Source organism: Cystobacter fuscus DSM 2262, from assembly GCF_000335475.2.
GTDB lineage: Bacteria > Myxococcota > Myxococcia > Myxococcales > Myxococcaceae > Cystobacter > Cystobacter fuscus.
This window is the reverse complement of sequence record NZ_ANAH02000018.1, coordinates 19,494-36,269: the sequence shown is the minus strand read 5'-3', so window position 1 is coordinate 36,269 and position 16,776 is coordinate 19,494. Positions and strand designations below refer to the sequence as shown.

The following is a 16,776-nucleotide window of genomic DNA, read 5'->3' as shown; positions in this document are numbered from 1 at the left end:
TCGGGGGCTGAGGGTGGCGCCGCCGCCCCCTCTCCTCTCGGGAGGGGGCGGCGTGAGGGGCTCATTTCATGCGCTTCGTGGGGGCCGGTGCGGAGGGCTCAGCGGATGACAGGCGGCGCCGCAACTCATCGAGCAACCACCGACCGGCGGCACCCAGCACGCGGTCACGCCTGTGGGCCGCATAGATGGTCAGCGTGCCGCCTGGGGTCGAATCCTCGTCGATCTGGAGCGGTATCAATTGTCCCGCGGCGATCGGTCCGGCGACGAGATGCTCGGGCATCCGACACCAGCCGAGGCCGGCCAGCAGGAAGTCGAGACGCCGCCCGAGATCGACGAAGCGCCAGAGCCTGGCGCTCAAGAGTCCGTAATTCGCGCCACCGGAGTCCACCGGTTCCGACAGCACCAGTTGGACGTGCGGCTCCAGGTCGCCCCGCGTCGCCGGCCGTCCGAGCGCGGCGAGCGGATGAGTGGGCGCCACCACGGCTTGCAATCCAATACGAAGCAGCGGGTAGGCGGCGATGTCGTCGGGGACGGTGGGCAGGAGCAGGCAGATCGCCAGCGCGGCCGACCCGTTGCGCAGGCGTCGCAGCGAGCCTCCGAGTCCCTCGGTCGAGAAGCTGACCGGAAGCGCGGGAAAGGTGTCGCCGAGCGCGCGAAGGCTGTCAATCAATGGCGCCGTCGGCACGAAGGGATCGATCGCGAGCGCGAGCTCGGGCTCCAGCCCCGCGCGCGTGCTCGCCGCCACCGCTTCGAACCGGGCCGCGCTCGCCAGAACCAGTCGCGCCTGCTCGACGAGCACGCGCCCGACCTCCGTCAACTGTGGCCGGTGACCGCTCCGGTCGAAGAGCACAACCCCCTGAAGGCCCTCGAGCGTCGCCACGGCCTGGCTGATCGCCGATTGCGCACGACTGAGTTTGCGACCGGCCGCGGAAAAGCTGCCCGTGTCGGCGATCGTCACGAGGACGCGCAGTTGATCCAGCGAGAGGTTACCCATCATGATCCATCGTCCCGGCCGATGGAGTTCATCATGATTTCATCACTCCCGCAAGGGAGAGGCGGCGCCTAGATTGGCGACATGCAACCGACCTGCTTCATCAGTCACGGCGGCGGGCCCTGCTTTTTCCTTTTCAAGCTGCCCCTTTTGCAAGGAGACCTCTGATGTCCAAGCTTCTCGTTGTCGAGACCAGTCCGCGCGGCACTCATTCAATCTCGCGCAACATGACCCGCCGCTTCATCGCCGACTGGCGAGCCGCGCATCCGGGAGGCGAAGTGGTCGAACGCGACCTCATGGAGACCCAGCTCCCGTTCGTCACCGCGCCCTGGCTTCATGCCTATTTCACGCCGCCCGAGCAGCACTCCCTCGCGATGAAGGAAGCGCTCCAACTGTCGGACGAGCTCGTCGCCGAGTTGCTCGCCGCCGACCACCTCGTCGTCGCCACGCCGGTCTACAATTACAACGTGCCGGCGGCCTTGAAGGCGTGGATTGATCACATCGTGCGCAAGGGGTTGACACTTGGCTACGACGGGCAAGGCCTCGTCATGGGCAAGAAGGCGACGGTGCTGCTCGCCTCGGGCGGCGTGTATACCGAAGGGTCGCCGATACGGGATCGTGATATCGCGACGCAGTATTTGCGCCTGATCCTGAACGTGATCGGCATCACCGACGTGACGATTGTCGCGGGCGGGGGCGCGAAGGTGGTCGATATGGGCAAGGAGACGATGGACGGGTTCCTGGCCAGAATCAACCCCGACATCGAGCGCGCCGCCTCGAGCTGAAGAGGCGGCGACGGCCGCGGCAACGCAGGGTGCGCGGCGGCATGCCGTTCACCCTCTCCGCGACCGCAGCCGGAGCATCGCGGAAGGCCAGCGCTCACCAGGCGATCCGCTTGTATGACCCGGCTCCGGACCCGCTCACCTCACTTCTTCGGGGGGAGGATCTCGGAGGGAAAGGTGTTCGGGTCCGCGGGATTGACGCCCGACTTGATCAACGCCTTGATCTGCTCGCTGTGGGCGTCGCACAAGGGCGTGCCCGCCGAGGAGCGGACGATGAAGGTCTTCCAAGCCAGCAGCGCCCCATCCGGCATCTTCCGGGTCTGGAGGAGGAAGTCTCCCTGTTTGTCGGGCGCCGCCACCTTGTCGGCGGAGTTGCGGGTGTCGCGCGCACCGCGTGTGTTGTAGAGCGGCTGGGTGCTCAGGATGTCGTCGTTGAGCGAGTCCTCGAAGTAGAGTTGCGACGTCACGCTCTCGGTCCCCGCGACCTTGATGGTGAAATGGATATGCACGGTCCGGCTCGGGTACCAGCCCGGAAAGCAGGTATTGAAATCCACCCGGCCCTCATCATTCGTCGTCTGCACGCCCCGAAACCAATGCGCGGCTCGCGCCTTCTCGTCATCGGCATTGCAGAGCGGGTGCTGGTCATCACCCGAATAGACGCCTTCGGGTCCAGCATGCCAGATGTCCACGCTCGCCCCTGGAACGGGCTTGCAGTTCTCATCCAGTACCCGGAACGCGAGCCGCACGGGCAGCCCCCCATGACCCTCGCTGATATCCTTGCGCACCTGCGTGCTTCCATGGCAAGGGCCGACGACCTGCTCACATGTCAGCCTGCACACCGCTCCCCCCTCGGAAGTGAAGGGATTGGGGTAGGCGCTGGCGCCGGTCATCGCGGCGGTGCCTCCCGTGGCCCACCCCTTGCTCACCTTCTTCGCGGAAGGCTTCGCCCACGCCAGGACGTGGGGAAGGGGAAGCGCCACCACCGCCAGACCCATCGCGCCGAGCAGACCCCGGCGCGTCATGCTGTTCGTCTTCGTGCTCATCGAGAGCCTCCTGGATGATTCAGGTACCGTGCCCCCCAATGATTAACAAGACAGAGAAAACGCAACCCAAGGTTGTCCTCCCGGCAACCTCTTCAGCGGACCTGCGTGACCTGCAGGCCTTTTGTCTGGTCGTGGATCACGGCTCACTCACCGCCGCGGCGCGACTGCTCGGCGAGACCAAGGGCTCGGTGAGCCGAAGACTCGCCCGCCTGGAATCACACCTCCAGGTGGCCCTGGTCCGTCGCAGCCCGCGGCTCGTGCAGCCCACGGAGGATGGCGTCCTCTACCGGAGGCGCGTCGGGCAGGCACTCGAGTTGCTCGACAACGCGACGAGCGCGCTCCACGAGGCACGAGGGCACCCGCGGGGGCGGATCCGCCTCACCGCGCCGCCTGACATCGCCAACACACTGCTCGCCCCGGCGTTCGCGCGCTTTGGCGAGACCCATCCGGAGGTGTCGCTGGAACTGCTGTTGACCGACCAGGAGCTGGATTTCGCTGCCCATCAACTGGACATCGCGCTGCGATTGAGCCCGGCGCCGCGCGACTCCTCGCTGATCGCCCACCGGCTGTTCGACGTGCGGCTGGGCTTTGTCGCCGCTCCGGCGTACCTCACCCGGGCGGGGAATCCGCGCCAGTTGACGGACCTCACGGCCCATCATGTCCTGATGATGCGTCACGACACCAGCGCGCTGGGCCTCCACCTCACGCCGAGCGTGGTGGCCGAGGATGGTGCGTTTCTCTGCTCCCTGGCGTTGGCGGGGGCGGGAATCGCCCTGCTGCCCCTCGCCATGGCCGATGCCGGACTTTCTCAGGGAAGTCTCGTCCGGGTCCTGCCCGACCAGGACGTGGACCTCGGGCTGTCCTTGTACCTGCTGCACCCGGCCACTCCGCTGGTCCCCAGCAGGATTCGCGCGTTTCGTGACTTCATGCTCAACACCTGCACTCGCCGCGACCTACCCGCGGCTCAAGGCGGCGTGGACGTCTACGGCTGAGGAGAAGGCCGAAGCACGCCGCGGAACCGCGGGTCACCCGGAGACTTCACGTACCGCGCGGGCGTCGTCCCCACGAGCCGCCGGAAGTGCCGCGTCAGCTGCGCCTGGTCGTAGAAGCCGACCAATGGCGCGAGCTCGGAGGGCCTCACGCCGCGGGTGAGCAACTCCTTCGCACGGGCGACGCGGAGATGCGTGAGGTACGCGTGCGGAGGCATCCCGACCTGCGCGCGGAAGGCTCGGCACAGATGGAACTTGTCGAGGTCCACGTGCGTCGCGAGTTCCTCCAGGGAGATCGACTCCTCGAGCCGCTCGCGGATGAACGCCAGCGCGCGTCGCACGGGGCGCGAGTGGTCCGACCGCACGCCACGGGTCGCCACCAGCGCCTGGAGGGCCTCCGCGAGCGCCACCTCCAGCGTGAAGCGGTCCTCGCCGGAACAGGCCGCGTCGAGCAGCCGATGGAAGGGCGCGGCCCGTGGGTCGCCGGGCTCGAACTGTGGCGTCACCACGGCCTCTCCCTCGCGAATGACCCGGACCACTTCGTCTGTCGGCAAGGTGACGGCGGTGAAGACCGTGGGCCCGCGATGCAACAGGTGGCGCACCACGTCGCCCGGCTGCTTCAGGAGGATGCACCCGGGCACCGAGCGCCGGACGCGCCCGCTGCCCCACCACTCGGTGTCGCCCTCGTCGATGCGCCCGATGCCCCAGTGTTCCTTGATGCCGGTGTGCAGCGAGGTGGTCGTGCCGCGCGCCACGCGCAGACATGGAAGCGCAACGGGAAGCTCGGTGAAGCTCTCCATCGGCTCAGTGTAGCGTGGCGAAGGCTCGAGCACTTGGCGTTTCTTGGCGCGGCGTCCGTGCCAAGAAACGCCAAGAACCGGGCGCCGCGCCCGCGTAGATACGAGCCATGAACGAAAAACAGAAAATCGCCTTGGGCTGTATGGGAATGTCTGGTGTGTACGGCAAGACGGACGACGCGAAGAGCATCGCCGTCATCCACGCCGCCATCGAGCACGGCATCACCTTCCTCGACACCGGTGACTTCTACGCCTCCGGACACAATGAGCTGCTCATTGGCAAGGCCATCGCGGGCCGCCGGGACAAGGTCCAGCTCTCCGTGAAGTTCGGCATGATGCGTGGGCCCGACGGCGCCGCCGTGGGTGTCGACACACGGCCCGTCGCGGTGAAGAACTTCCTGACCTACTCGCTGATGCGGCTCGGCACCGACCACGTCGACGTCTATCGCCCAGCGCGCCTGGACCCCGCGGTGCCCATCGAGGACACCGTCGGCGCCATCGCGGACCTGGTGAAGGCCGGCTACGTCCGGAAGATCGGCCTGTCCGAGGTAGGCCCGGAGACCATCCGCCGCGCGGCGAAGGTGCATCCGATCGCCGACCTGCAGATTGAGTACTCCATTGCCAGCCGCAACCCCGAGGACGCCATCTTCCCGGTCCTGCATGAACTGGGCATCGGCGCGACGCTCTACGGCGCGCTGTCACGCGGCCTGCTCTCGGCGAGCCCGATCAAACCGGGAGACGCGCGCGCCCACATGCCACGCTTCAGTGGGGACAACGCCGCGGCGAACGCCAGGCTGGTCGCGGGGCTGCAGGAGCTCGCGAAGAAGTGGGGCATGTCGCCCGGGCAACTGGCCATCGGGTACGTGCTCGGCAAGGAGCCGAAGTTCACGCCGACGCTGGGCATGCGGACCCTGGAGCAGCTCAATGAGGCGCTCGCCGCGAAGCCGTTGACCGCGGACCAGATTGCCCAGATCGAGAAGGTTGCACCGCGTGGCGCCATCGCGGGCACTCGGTACCCGGCCGCGCACATGGCCCACCTCGACAGCGAGAAGCCATAGCCAGGGCACGGCGCCCAGGACGGAGTGAGCCGGAGAGGGTATCAAAGGTTTCGAAACGGGGACTTGAGCGAGAACGAAACCCGGCGTGGACGGGTAACGTCATCGCGGGCCTCGCTGCGGTAATCCTCTATGTGGGCACCTCGCCTGGACTGTGAGGTCCGGCGCCTGCTGGAGCCCGCGGTGGTGTGAATCAGTTCTCTGGTTCGTCGGGCCCCACCTCGTAACCCTCGGACATGGAGAGCGGGTAGAGGGCTCGGTGGTTGATGTTGGGGTGATACACCGCGAGGTAGGGCTCACCCGCGATGGACACCCACGCCCATCTGGCGGGCTCGGGTTGCGCCTTCAGCCATGCCTCTGCTTCCTCGAGAGTGACGAAGGACGCGACGGCGGCAGGTGGTGCCCTCCGCTTCAGCCTGGCGAGGTGGTATTCGAGCATGCGAGAGCGTGGCAGGCGACGGAAGTTCGCTTCGCGGTCATACACCACGTCGTGATAGGTGTTCGCGATCAGCACATGGGCGAAATCAGGAGGATTGGGATGATGTCCCAACCACGCTTCCGCCTCCTCCTTCGTCGCGAACGAGGCAATGGCATACGGAGGCGCATCCGCCGCGAGGTGTTCGAGGTACTCACTGAGTGACAGGTGCTGCCCGGTCGAGGAGATGAACTGGAGGATGTCCACGACAACCTGGAGCACCTCCTTCTCCCTGGTGGAGTCGGCCTCGTCGCGGAGCTTCGTGAGGAACTCCCTCGTGCTGTTCAGTCGCTCCTCGAGATTCGCGAAGTCACTTCGACGTGGTTCGAAGGAGTCGGGTGGCGGGCGAGAGCCAGTCACGAGGCCCTTGCGGAACTCCTCGAAGTGATACAATCGGCCAGTCACGTAGACAAAGAGGAGCGCATCTCTCGCCAGACCCAAAAGCTGTCTATGTTCAGGAGCAGGATGCGCGCTCCATTGTTTCCCAATCGCTTCTTGTGTGTCGTACAGATCGTACCCAGAGCGCCGGGACGTCATGGCTTCACCTGCGCGAACTGGGGGACCAAAGGAGTCTCAAGTGAATGCGACGCGCCCGCTGATGTTCACGGATGGGGGAGATTGCTCACCTGCACCCCCGGAAGCCTGCTTACTTCTCGCACACTGGTCACGAGAACATTCGGTGTCAGCCAATGCAGTCGTTGCTTGAGAACGTTGAGCACCGTGGACAAGCGCGTCTTCCAGCGCTGCTCCTGCGTCCCGGGACCCATGGGGGGTGCGAAGTCTTCCTCGAGCCAGAGCACGACATACACATCATCGTTCGAGACCAACGCCTTGGCGTAGGGCTGCCAGTAGCCACCGTCCGCGTTGAGCCTCGCTGCCCCCAAGACACCCGCCAGGGTGTCACGCACCTTCAGGGCCACTTCCTGCTGTAACTCACCGGAGGCCACCCGCGGCTTGTTCTCGATTCGATGCCCCCGAAAATCCTTCACCTCGATGAGGACGCAGCGGCCTTTGGAACGGCAGAGGATATCGACCGCCTTCGTGTCTGGAAGGCTCCCGATTCCCTTGCGGTAGGCCAGAGAGTCATCCCACTTCACCGCGTCCTGCCACCGCGCATCGAACTCGAAGCGCAACCGGCCCTCTTCAATAGGGAGGGGCGGACTCATTCCGTCGGCTCCTCCGGCGTCATGACCTCCGCGGATTGGGCGAAAGCATTGGCCTCGGCGTCGTAGTGACGCGCGAACTCCTGGAGGATGGGATTGCGCTCCAACCCAGCGAGTGTCGGAGCACTCTCCACTTGCACGGCATTGCCCTCTCGGAAGAGGCTGAAGAACTTCATGGCAACCGCGTCCTGTTGACTCGGGTGCTCGGCCACGAGAGACAACTTCTGCGTCAGCAAGTAGTCATGGCTGGCGAGGAAGACCTGGACACCGCGACGCGCGAAGGCTTGGAGGAACTCCACCACTTGCGAGATGAGCCGCGGATTGAGGTTCGCCTCCGGTTCGTCCCACAGCAGAAGTCCGTTCTCCACCAGAGAGCCGTTGGCGATCAGATGCGCCACGCTCGCGATCTTGCGAAGTCCCTCCGCGACCAGATGCGCTTCGAATGTTCCATTCTCCTGGATGACATAGAAGCGATTGCCCATGAGCCGCACGCCTCCACCCAACGCGGCCAGGATGGGTCCGAGCAACTCGGCGGCGCGCGTCCCCCGGGGTCCCCGCAGCTGCGAGGCCGCGAGTGCCTTGCACGTGTCGTAGTAGGTCTCATCGAACGAGAGTTCACGGGCTTCGTAAGCCGCGACGAAACCCTCGTACATCGCCAGAACTTCTCGCGAGGGCAGGAAGACAGCGGGAGTGGCTGGAGCCCAGCTTCGCTCCTGCACGGTCAGCTTGCCGAGCGAACTCAACCCAAAGGAAAGCGTGCCCTCGTTCGTCTCAATGGCTACCTCCGCGCGTCCACGCCCGAGCCGCCGGTTCCGCAACCGGCCGATTGCACCCTCCTCCGGCTTGAAGACGCCCGCGAGTTTTTCCGCCAACTGGTGATTGAAAACCTCGTCGGTCAGAGGCGGCCTGGCAGCCACGGCACCTTCCGCCACCCGGTGGCCCGCGTACAGCAGCTTCATCAAGTGCGATTTGCCCGTGGAGTTGGCACCAATGATGACATTGATACCCGGGCAGAATTCGAACTCCGCCTTCTCGAAGACGCTGAACTCCGTGAGGCGCAAGCGCTGGATGGACATACCGCCCCTTTTGTCCCGCGCGGCGGAGGGACCGTCAAGCAATCGTCCTAGGTTGGGCCGCGCTCAAGGCGGGGGCAGCCTCTCTCTCTATTTTGGAGGCGGCGGGAATCGAACCCGCCGCCGGAGGCGCTCAGGCCTTCATCTCCATACGGGGCGAAGCCTCACTGGAGGAGCCCCCTCCCCCACCCCCATTGGACTTGTCCTCGGACGGAGAGGCCTTCTCCTGGGCGGCCTTCTCCATCGCCAGCTTCATCAGGGCGCTCTCGTCCGCGGCGCGCCGGGCCTCACGCTCCTTGTAGCGGCGGATGGCCGGGGCCATGATCTCCCCGATGAGCCCCCGGTAGTCCATGCCCGCTCCCTGGGCGATGAGCACCAGGTCGCTCCACCCCGGCGTCAGGCCCGGCAGCGGGTTGCACTCGATGAAGTACAGCCGGCCCTTGTCGTCCATGCGGAAGTCGATGCGCGCCACGTCCCGGCACCCCAGCGCCATGAACGAGCCGCGCGCCGCCGTGCGCAGCTTCTCCAGCAGCGCGGGCTCCAGCTTCGCCGGCGCGTCGTAGCGGATGCGATCGTTCCAATCCAGCTTGTGCTGGAAGCTGTAGATGGGGTTCTTCTCCGCCTTGTCCAGGAAGACGATCTCCATGGGCGGCAGCACGCGCGGGCGCCGCTCGCCGAGCAGGCCCACCGTGAACTCGCGTCCCCCGATGTACTCCTCGATGAGCGCGGGCTGCTGGTACTTGGTGACGATCTCCTTGACCACCTCGCGCAGCTCCGCCTCGTTGCCGCACACGCTCTTGCTCACCACGCCCTTGGAAGAGCCCTCGGCCACGGGCTTCACGATGAGCGGGAAGGAGGTGAACTCCTTGTTGAGCCGCTCCTTGCCCGTGTGCATGAGCTGGAAGATGGGGGTGTGGATGCCGGCCTGACGGACGATCTTCTTGGCCAGCGCCTTGTCCAACGCGATGGAGAGCGTGGCCGGATCGCTGCCCGTGTAGGGGATGTCCAACAGCTCCAGCATCGCGGGCACCTGGCTCTCGCGGTTGCGGCCCTTGAAGCCCTCGGCGATGTTGAACACGATGTCCAGCGGGGTGCTCGCGAGCACGCTGGGCAGCTCCGCCGTGGCCTCCAGGTCCACCACCTCGTGGCCCCACGAGGCAATCGCCTCGCGGATGGCCTGCAGCGTGGTGGGCGAGTCGTACTCGGCCTCGCTGTCCTCGGTGGCCACCGGGTCCGCCGTGGGCTTCACGCGCTTGACGTTGTAGGTGAAGCCAACGCGCAGGGGGCCCGTCTTGCGCGCGGGCTTGCCCTGGCGCCGGCCGTCCTTGATCTTGTAGCGCCGCGCCGCGCTCTGGATGATGGCGTTGACGACGCCGTCCAGGTGCACGCCCTCCAGCGCCGCGGAGGCGTAGATGCCCGCGCCCTGCTCCAGGCTCGGCAGCGCGTTGAGCTCCAGGAAGTAGGGCACGCCCGCGTCGCTCAACCGGAAGTCGATGCGCCCCAGGTCCCGGCAGTCGAGCACGGCGATGATCTTCTTGGACACCGCGCGCAGCTCCTCGACCATCTTCGCCGGGAGCTGGGCCGGGGCACGCACCTTGACGGCGCTCTCGCGCTTCGTCTTCAGCTCGTAGTCGTAGATGTCGTACTTGCGCCCGGCGATGGCGGCCGGATCGATGTCGTAGGACACCGGGCTGAGCACGCCGTCATGGTCGTTCTGCACCGCCGCGAGGTAGGGCACGGTGATGTCGGTGCCGCGGATGAACTCCTCCACCAGCACGCCATTGGGGTAGCGCGAGAGCGCGTGGGCCACCTTCGTCCGGGCCTCCTCGACGGTCTCGGCCACCGAGTCCTGGCTGATGCCCTTGGAGGAGCCCTCGAAGTTGGGCTTGATGATGACGGGGAAGCGCAGCTCCTCGACCTTGAGCTCGTTGAGGTGCTCGACGAACTGCCAGCCCGGGGTGCGGATGCCGTGCTTGCTGAGCACCAGCTTGGTGAGCTGCTTGTCCAGGGTGATGGCCAGCGCGTAGGCGTCCGAGCCCGTGTAGGCGAAGCCCAGCTCCTCGAAGAGCGCGGGATAGAAGGCCTCGCGGAAGCGGCCCCGGCGGCCCTCGGCGATGTTGAAGATGAGATCCGGGCTGTAGGCCTCCAGGCGGGCCACGGTGCGCGAGGCGGGTCCGCTCACCTCGAAGCGCTCCAGCCGGTGGCCGAGCCGCTCGATGGCCGCGGCCAGCGTGTTCACCGTCTCCAGGGAGTCGAACTCCGCCTCTTCTTCCGAGTCGGACAGCTTGAGGTTGTACGTCAGCGCGATGCGCACGGCTTTCCCCTTGTGGACTTCTGCAATGAGCGGCCCCGGCGCACCCGGGCCGCGGACAGGAAACGGCCCGGGACACGCGCGGGCGTCACGGGCGAACGAACGGCGGTGGTGGCCCCGGCGACGACCTTGCCGTCCACCACCTGGGTCTGGGCCCAGGTGTCTCCGAGCCTCCAGCCCAGGGGATCCCTCACCACGCGCAGGGCCTCCACGCCGCCGATGACGACGATCCCGGCGAGGAAGGCCACGCGGCCCAGGGGCTCGGGCATCATCCCGAGCAGGACGATGAGGGCCAGGGGGGCGTTGCGCAAGGTGCTGTCGCGGTGGCGCGCGGCCGAGCGCGTGGGCAGGTGCATGACCTTCACGCCGAAGATGCGCTTGCCCACGCTCTGGCCCTGGAGCATGCCGTCGGCCAGCAGCAGGAAGAGCAGCGCCAGCACGTTGCCCGCCCCGCCGCCCACGACGTGGAAGCCCCAGGCCACGAGCACGTCCACCAGGCGCGCGCCCAGCCGCAGCCACAGCGAGGCCTTGGGATAGGGCGAGTCGGCGGCCTCCTTCTCGTCCACCACGCGCAGGCCATGCCGGCGCGAGGCGGCGTACAACTCCGGGGCGGCACTCACTCGTCAGGCTCCAGGATGAGGCCCCGCTCGGGGCGCTCCGGCTCGTCCAGGCCCGCGAGCTGCGCGAGCCGCTCGTGCGCGCTCACCATGCCCGGGGGCCGCGAGTAGACATACTCGGAGGAGGACGCGGCGGCGTTGCCGGTGAAGTCCGGCGAGGCCAGCAGCCGCGCGGAGGGCGAGCCCGTCTCGGCCATCTCGCGCAGGCGGCCGCGCGCGGCCTCCGCGTCATGCACCGCCGGCTCCCCCTCGCGGGTGAAGAAGACGAACGCCATGGCGGGCCGCTTGGAGGACTCGCGCATGGCGAACTGCACACCATCCAGGTTCCAGCCCTGGACGCTCCACTCATTCACGGTGCGCTCCAGCGTGCCCTCGTCGACCGTGGACAGCTCGACGACCTTGTACTGCAGGGGACGCACGGGGGCGGGGGCAACGGCGGCACGCGCGGCCCCGGGACGTTTGCCCGCGCGCGAGGTGCGCCGGGGTGCCGGGGGGAGTGCCGCCTTGCGGGACGGGGGCCGTTTCTTCTTGCGGGGGGCCATGGCCAGTTCCGGATCTTTGCCCTCAGGGGGGGGGGTGAACGCAAGCCCCCTCGAGAGCGGTTCCGAGTGGGACGTCAGCCGAGCAACTTCGAGGCTTCGAGCGCGTGGTAGGTGATGATCTGCTCGGCGCCGGCGCGCTTGATGGAGGTGAGAATCTCCAGCATCAGCCGATCCCCGTCGACCCACCCGTTCTGGGCGGCGGCCTTCACCATGGCGTACTCGCCGGACACGTTGTAGGCCACCACGGGCACGTCCACCCGGTCGCGCACCACGCGGATGATGTCCAGGTAGGACAGCGCGGGCTTGACCATGACCATGTCCGCGCCCTCCTCCAGGTCCAGGTCCACCTCGCGCAGGGCCTCGCGCACGTTGCCGGGATCCATCTGGTAGCCGCGGCGATCGCCGAACTGGGGCGTGCTCTGGGCGGCCTCGCGGAAGGGCCCGTAGAAGCCCGAGGCGTACTTGGCGGCGTAGGCCATGATGGGCACGTCGGTGAGGCGCACCTCGTCGAGCGCCGAGCGGATGGCGGCCACGCGCCCATCCATCATGTCCGAGGGGGCGATGATGTCCGCGCCCGCCTGGGCGCACGTGACGGCCATCTGAGCGAGCAGGGGCAGCGTGTCGTCGTTGACGACATGGCCACCCTCGATGACGCCACAGTGGCCATGGTCCGTGTACTCGCACAAGCACACGTCCACGATGACGATCAGCTCCGGCAGGGCGCTCTTGAGCTCACGCACGGCGCGCTGGACGATGCCCTCGCGCGCGTAGGCCTGCGAGCCGCGGGCGTCCTTGTGGTCGGGGATGCCGAAGAGGATCACCGACTTCACGCCCAGCGCGTGGGCCTGGCGGGCCTCGGCGAGCGCATGCTCGAGCGACAGGTTGAAGATGCCCGGCATGGAAGCGATCGGCCGGCGCACGTCCCGCCCTTCCACGACGAAGAGCGGGTAGATGAAGTTGGAGGGCGCGAGCGTCGTCTCGCGCACCATCTCACGAAGGGCCGCGGTACGGCGCAGCCGCCGGGGGCGGTGGATCGGAAAGGCCATGGAGCGACGGTATAAACCGACGGCGGCCCGCGAAAAGAATTGTCCTTGGGGTTGCCCGGCTCGGGCTGGCTAGACAGCGGCCAGGCGCCAGCCGATCCCCGGTAGCCCGTGTTCCCGAGCCTGGCGCGCGGCGCGGCGCTCGGCGAGGTCCGCCTCGTGGAGCGCGCGGGCATAGCGCGTCCGGGCCGCCTCGGTGTTGGCCCGCAGCTCGCGCTCGGCCGAGGCCAGCTCGCGGCGGGCAGCGCACAGTTCCTGCTCCATCCAATCGCTCATGAACATGGTCATGGTTCCTCCTGGATGGCGGGACGCTGCACACTGCACGCCATACCGCTCCGGCGCGCAAGACCGCGAAAATACAGGGGGTGGTAGGACGGAGAGTCAGGGTCACCCCGAAATAAAGTGCGAACCGGAGTTTCCAGGGTACGCAATTCATGCACGTCCGGTCCCCTACACGCCGGACAGGGGCCCGGTAGCCCGCCCGCCCCGCGGGCGCCTCCGTGGAAATGCCTCGTGGACTCCGGCGTAGAGTTCCCTCGTGACGGCCATCGAAGTCGTGGGATTGCGGAAGACCTACCGGCGTGCGTTCCGCCCGGGTCATGAGGCGCTCCGGGGGGTGGATCTGCGCGTCCCCGAGGGCAGTGCGTTCGGGTTGATCGGACCGAATGGCGCGGGGAAGACGACCTTCATCAAGAGCATCCTGGGCATCGTGCAGCCCACGGCGGGCACGGTGCGGGTGTTGGGGGGCTCGCCGGAGGATCCCCGCATCCGCGCGCGCATCGGCTACCTGCCCGAGCGCCTGCACCTGCCCGGCTCATGGAAGCCACAGGCGTTTCTCGCCACCGTGGCGCGGCTCAAGGGGATGGCGCCGGAGCGGGCCGGAATCCCCCGGCTGCTCGAGCGCGTGGGACTCGGGGACGCGCTGGAGCGGCGCATCGGCGGCTACTCCAAGGGCATGCGCCAGCGGCTGGGGCTCGCGGCGGCGCTGATGGGCGAGCCGGAGCTGCTCATCCTGGACGAGCCCACCGACGGCATCGATCCGCTGGGCCGGGTGGAGGTGCGGCGGCTGCTCCAGGAGGAGGTGCGGCGCGGCACCACGCTCTTCCTCAACTCGCACCTGCTCGCGGAGACCGAGCGGGTGTGCGATCGGGTGGCGATCCTCGCCCGGGGCCAGGTGCTGCGCGAGGGACGGCTCGGGGAGCTGGCGTCGAGCCAGAGCCGGTGGATGGCGCGCTTCGAGCCGGGCGCGGACGCCGAGGCGCTCGCGCGCGCGGGCTTCACGGCGGCGGGGCTCGAGGGGCGCTACCTCGTGGAGGCGGCGGACGCGGCGGGGCTGAACGCGGCGTTGGACAAGGCGCGCGTCGCGGGGGCGCTACTGGTGGAGCTCAAACGCGACGCGCAGGATCTGGAGACGGTGTTGGCCTCGGCCATGGAGGTGGCGGCATGAGGGGCGTGGTGGGCATCGCGGGCTACGTGTTGCGCGAGGCGGCCTCGCGCAAGTTCATCCTCGCCTTCCTGCTGGGCGTCACCGGGGTGCTGGTGACCGTGGCGCTCAGCCTGCGCATCGAGGTGGTGGATGGGGCGCTGGCGGCCTCGCGGCTGTTCGGCAAGGTGATGTCCCGGGACATCGTCGCGGTGGACGTGGCCCTGCGGCCCGTGTTCATGGCGGCCGCGAGCCTCGTCTTCTACGGAGGCATCCTGTTTGGCATCGTGGCGTGCTCGGACTTCGCGCCGAGTCTGCTGTCGCCGGGCCGTGTCGAGCACCTGCTCGCCCTACCCCTGCGCCGCTGGCATCTGCTGGCGGGCACCTTCCTCGGGGTGATGACGCTCGCGCTGGCCGGCTCGGTGTACGGCTCGCTGGGGCTGGTGCTCATCTTCGGGGTGAAGACGGGTTACTGGACGGTGGGGCCGCTCATCGCCGCCCTGCTCGCGTGCGTGAGCTTCGCGGCGGTGTACGCGGTGATGCTGACGACGGCGACGCTGGTGCGCAGCCCGGCGCTGTGCGCGGCCATGGGCGGGCTCACGCTGGTACTCGGGGTGGTGGCGGGCTACCGCACCCACATCTCGCCCTTCATCGAGGAGGGGCCCATGCGCGCCGCCTTCCGGGGGGTGACGTTGGTGCTGCCGCGCCTGTCGGCGCTGGCCAGCGCGAGCATGGACCTGGCGGCCTCGGTGCCCCTGACGGTGGACTCGCTGGCGATGCTGCTCGCGGGGGTGTTCGTGTTCGGCCTGGGCGTGTTGTCCCTGGGCTTCTGGTGGTTCGAGGGGAAGGATTACTGATGAAGCGCCAACGTGGAATGTGGCTCGCCCTGGCCGGAGGGTTGTTCATCCTGGCCGCGTGGTTGATGTTGTCCGGGCAGGGAGAGGACGAGGCCCCCGCCCCGCCGAAGGTGGACTTCCCGCGCAGGCTGCGGCCCCAGGAGCGCGAGCGCGTGGAGCGCCGACGCACGTACGTGCTGCCCCAGGATGCCGGGGTGGCGCTGGCGCCGGGCACGCAGAGCGAGCCAAGGAAGCCGAGGGATCCGCTGCTGGCGGCGCTGCCCCGGGGGGCGGGAAAGACGGCGGTGGTCATCGAGGCCAATGCCCTGCGGTACTCGCCCATCGGGGAGCTGCTGCTGGAGTGTCTGATGAACCGCGGCGGCGAGGAACTGGAGCGCTTCAAACAGACAACGGGCGTGGATCCCTTGAAGGATCTGGATCGTCTGGTCATCACGGATGAGGGATTGATCGTCTCGGGGAACTTCGGCGATCCCCGCCTCAAGGAATTGCTCGCCCGCGATGGCTCGGCGGCCTACGGAGACGGCGCGAGCCTCTTCGAGCTCGGGCGCTCCCGCACACTCCCCGATGGCGGCGTGGCCCAGCGCCAGGGATTGTCGGTGGGAACCTGGAATGATCAGATGTTGATGTTTGGCTTCAAGCCGAATGGCATGAATGGCATCAAGGACATCATCGACCGGGTGGAGGGACGGGGGCCGGACGAGCCGCCGGTGCTCTCCGAGAACAGCACCTATGGCGAGATGTATGGGGTGATCTCCGTGGAGCAGCTGCGCAAGCTCTTCCCCCCGGAGCAGAAGGAGCTGGCGGACAGGCTCGCGGCGGCGGCGCAGAACGTGGAGCTGCACGTGGACGCCAGCGCGGGCTTCGCGATGACGGCGCAGGTGAAGGGCGCGGACGCGGCGCTGGTGACCGACCTGGGCAAGTCGCTCGGTGGAGCGCTGTCGCTCGCGCGGATGAAGGCCCAGGCGGAGGACGACACCGAGCTCGCGCAACTGCTGGACTTCGCCAAGGTGCGCCCCGACGGCAACTCGTTCGGCCTGGAGATGGCCGTTCCCCTGGACGTCATCCAGAAGCAGCTCGCGTTCTGCCGCGAGGCCCAGGAGCCGCCGCCCACCTCCGCGTCACCCGAAGCGGTCTCGGGCCCGTCCGAGGTCGCCCACTGAAGGGGCGCGTGGGGCGGTCGCCCCCAACGTGGCCGAAGTGCTCCAAATCGCACACTTTGTGTGCCTTTGCTGGACTTCGCGCGGTCGACGTCTGGCCTGGGTGAGCCCAGACACCCGGCCGGCCGCGCTCCGCCGTTCCCGCCGCCGCCGGGGGCCGCCCCCCCATCGTACGCCCGGTATGGCAATCCCAGACTCCCGTGCGCGATCCCGTCTCCGAGGAGCGTGCGTCCATGCGTCGCGCCCGCCGCCCACACTTCCGACGGGTCATCACCGACAAGGAGGGGTCATCCCCCACCCTTCCTGTTGGGATGTTTTTCGCGTCCATTCTCATCCAACAAATCAAGTCGGGATGGCATCCCGAAAGCTCCCTGTCTTTCCCGAAAAAAACGTTCTTCCGTGAGCCTTTTCATTGCCGTGATTCGAGACCTAGAATTACCAACAGGAACACGCGCTTA

Annotated in this window: 17 protein-coding genes; 6 read left to right on the top strand and 11 right to left on the bottom strand. The window is 67.7% G+C overall.

Going from position 1 to position 16,776, the window contains the following annotated elements:
• Positions 1–61: 61 nt before the first annotated feature.
• Positions 62–997: a LysR family transcriptional regulator gene (locus tag D187_RS28660; RefSeq protein WP_051256592.1), complete on the bottom strand. Its 936-nt coding sequence runs from the start codon at positions 995–997 to the stop codon at positions 62–64.
• 161 nt (positions 998–1,158) lie between these two features.
• On the opposite strand from D187_RS28660, the gene D187_RS28655 reads away from it, so the two are divergent.
• Positions 1,159–1,776, top strand: coding sequence for an FMN-dependent NADH-azoreductase (locus D187_RS28655; protein ID WP_002632066.1), 618 nt, complete (start codon positions 1,159–1,161; stop codon positions 1,774–1,776).
• Between the two features lie 140 nt (positions 1,777–1,916).
• On the opposite strand, the gene D187_RS28650 is transcribed toward D187_RS28655, so the two are convergent.
• Positions 1,917–2,816, bottom strand: coding sequence for a dioxygenase family protein (locus D187_RS28650; protein ID WP_002632067.1), 900 nt, complete (start codon positions 2,814–2,816; stop codon positions 1,917–1,919).
• A 14-nt stretch (positions 2,817–2,830) separates the two neighbouring features.
• On the opposite strand from D187_RS28650, the gene D187_RS28645 reads away from it, so the two are divergent.
• Positions 2,831–3,808 (top strand): LysR family transcriptional regulator, encoded by a 978-nt coding sequence (locus D187_RS28645; RefSeq protein WP_306413579.1) that lies wholly within the window; start codon positions 2,831–2,833, stop codon positions 3,806–3,808.
• On the opposite strand, the gene D187_RS28640 is transcribed toward D187_RS28645, so the two are convergent.
• Positions 3,799–4,638, bottom strand: coding sequence for a helix-turn-helix domain-containing protein (locus tag D187_RS28640; RefSeq protein ID WP_020918348.1), 840 nt, complete (start codon positions 4,636–4,638; stop codon positions 3,799–3,801). The genes D187_RS28645 and D187_RS28640 overlap by 10 nt on opposite strands.
• A 74-nt stretch (positions 4,639–4,712) precedes the next feature.
• Between D187_RS28640 and D187_RS28635 the strand changes: the two genes are divergently transcribed.
• Positions 4,713–5,660, top strand: coding sequence for an aldo/keto reductase (locus tag D187_RS28635; protein ID WP_051256590.1), 948 nt, complete (start codon positions 4,713–4,715; stop codon positions 5,658–5,660).
• Positions 5,661–5,850: 190 nt separating this feature from the next.
• Here the strand turns inward: D187_RS28635 and D187_RS28630 are convergent, their stop codons facing one another.
• The 8 genes from D187_RS28630 to D187_RS28595 form a co-directional block, all read right to left on the bottom strand.
• Positions 5,851–6,492 carry a hypothetical protein gene (locus tag D187_RS28630; RefSeq protein WP_245591855.1) on the bottom strand — a complete coding sequence of 214 codons (642 nt, stop codon included), beginning with the start codon at positions 6,490–6,492 and terminating at the stop codon, positions 5,851–5,853.
• 242 nt (positions 6,493–6,734) lie between these two features.
• The gene (locus D187_RS28625; RefSeq protein WP_002632072.1) at positions 6,735–7,298 is read right to left on the bottom strand and encodes a hypothetical protein; all 564 of its coding nucleotides are present in this window, start codon (positions 7,296–7,298) and stop codon (positions 6,735–6,737) included.
• Positions 7,295–8,371 (bottom strand): AAA family ATPase, encoded by a 1,077-nt coding sequence (locus D187_RS28620; protein ID WP_002632073.1) that lies wholly within the window; start codon positions 8,369–8,371, stop codon positions 7,295–7,297. The genes D187_RS28625 and D187_RS28620 overlap by 4 nt, the downstream gene beginning before the upstream one ends.
• Positions 8,372–8,501: 130 nt before the next feature.
• Positions 8,502–10,682, bottom strand: a complete 2,181-nt coding sequence (locus tag D187_RS28615; RefSeq protein WP_002632074.1) for a D-alanine--D-alanine ligase family protein — start codon at positions 10,680–10,682, stop codon at positions 8,502–8,504.
• On the bottom strand, positions 10,667–11,299 hold the full coding sequence (locus tag D187_RS28610; protein WP_002632075.1) for an RDD family protein: 633 nt from the start codon (positions 11,297–11,299) through the stop codon (positions 10,667–10,669). The genes D187_RS28615 and D187_RS28610 overlap by 16 nt, the downstream gene beginning before the upstream one ends.
• A complete protein-coding gene (sglS, locus tag D187_RS28605; protein ID WP_063725035.1) occupies positions 11,296–11,838 on the bottom strand; it encodes a type IV pili motility protein SglS in 543 nt (180 codons plus the stop codon). Before sglS ends, D187_RS28610 begins: the two co-directional genes overlap by 4 nt.
• Positions 11,839–11,912: 74 nt before the next feature.
• Positions 11,913–12,884 (bottom strand): porphobilinogen synthase, encoded by a 972-nt coding sequence (gene hemB / locus D187_RS28600; RefSeq protein ID WP_043431805.1) that lies wholly within the window; start codon positions 12,882–12,884, stop codon positions 11,913–11,915.
• A 69-nt stretch (positions 12,885–12,953) separates the two neighbouring features.
• Positions 12,954–13,169: a hypothetical protein gene (locus D187_RS28595; protein ID WP_002632078.1), complete on the bottom strand. Its 216-nt coding sequence runs from the start codon at positions 13,167–13,169 to the stop codon at positions 12,954–12,956.
• A 250-nt stretch (positions 13,170–13,419) separates the two neighbouring features.
• On the opposite strand from D187_RS28595, the gene D187_RS28590 reads away from it, so the two are divergent.
• Genes D187_RS28590 through D187_RS28580 form a run of 3 tightly spaced genes read left to right on the top strand, consistent with a single transcriptional unit; the run spans position 13,420 to position 16,321 of the window.
• A complete protein-coding gene (locus D187_RS28590) occupies positions 13,420–14,328 on the top strand; it encodes an ABC transporter ATP-binding protein (RefSeq protein ID WP_002632079.1) in 909 nt (302 codons plus the stop codon).
• Positions 14,325–15,161 (top strand): hypothetical protein, encoded by an 837-nt coding sequence (locus D187_RS28585; RefSeq protein ID WP_002632080.1) that lies wholly within the window; start codon positions 14,325–14,327, stop codon positions 15,159–15,161. The genes D187_RS28590 and D187_RS28585 overlap by 4 nt, the downstream gene beginning before the upstream one ends.
• Positions 15,161–16,321: a hypothetical protein gene (locus D187_RS28580; protein ID WP_043431803.1), complete on the top strand. Its 1,161-nt coding sequence runs from the start codon at positions 15,161–15,163 to the stop codon at positions 16,319–16,321. Before D187_RS28585 ends, D187_RS28580 begins: the two co-directional genes overlap by 1 nt.
• The last annotated feature ends 455 nt before the right edge of the window (positions 16,322–16,776 follow it).

Coding starts and splice junctions, on each gene's coding strand:
- D187_RS28660 (WP_051256592.1), bottom strand. CDS start 997: ATGATGGGTAACCTCTCGCTGGATCAACTGCGCGTCCTCGTGACGATC.
- D187_RS28655 (WP_002632066.1), top strand. CDS start 1,159: ATGTCCAAGCTTCTCGTTGTCGAGACCAGTCCGCGCGGCACTCATTCA.
- D187_RS28650 (WP_002632067.1), bottom strand. CDS start 2,816: ATGAGCACGAAGACGAACAGCATGACGCGCCGGGGTCTGCTCGGCGCG.
- D187_RS28645 (WP_306413579.1), top strand. CDS start 2,831: ATGATTCAGGTACCGTGCCCCCCAATGATTAACAAGACAGAGAAAACG.
- D187_RS28635 (WP_051256590.1), top strand. CDS start 4,713: ATGAACGAAAAACAGAAAATCGCCTTGGGCTGTATGGGAATGTCTGGT.
- D187_RS28625 (WP_002632072.1), bottom strand. CDS start 7,298: ATGAGTCCGCCCCTCCCTATTGAAGAGGGCCGGTTGCGCTTCGAGTTC.
- D187_RS28620 (WP_002632073.1), bottom strand. CDS start 8,371: ATGTCCATCCAGCGCTTGCGCCTCACGGAGTTCAGCGTCTTCGAGAAG.
- sglS (WP_063725035.1), bottom strand. CDS start 11,838: ATGGCCCCCCGCAAGAAGAAACGGCCCCCGTCCCGCAAGGCGGCACTC.
- hemB (WP_043431805.1), bottom strand. CDS start 12,884: ATGGCCTTTCCGATCCACCGCCCCCGGCGGCTGCGCCGTACCGCGGCC.
- D187_RS28595 (WP_002632078.1), bottom strand. CDS start 13,169: ATGACCATGTTCATGAGCGATTGGATGGAGCAGGAACTGTGCGCTGCC.
- D187_RS28585 (WP_002632080.1), top strand. CDS start 14,325: ATGAGGGGCGTGGTGGGCATCGCGGGCTACGTGTTGCGCGAGGCGGCC.
- D187_RS28580 (WP_043431803.1), top strand. CDS start 15,161: ATGAAGCGCCAACGTGGAATGTGGCTCGCCCTGGCCGGAGGGTTGTTC.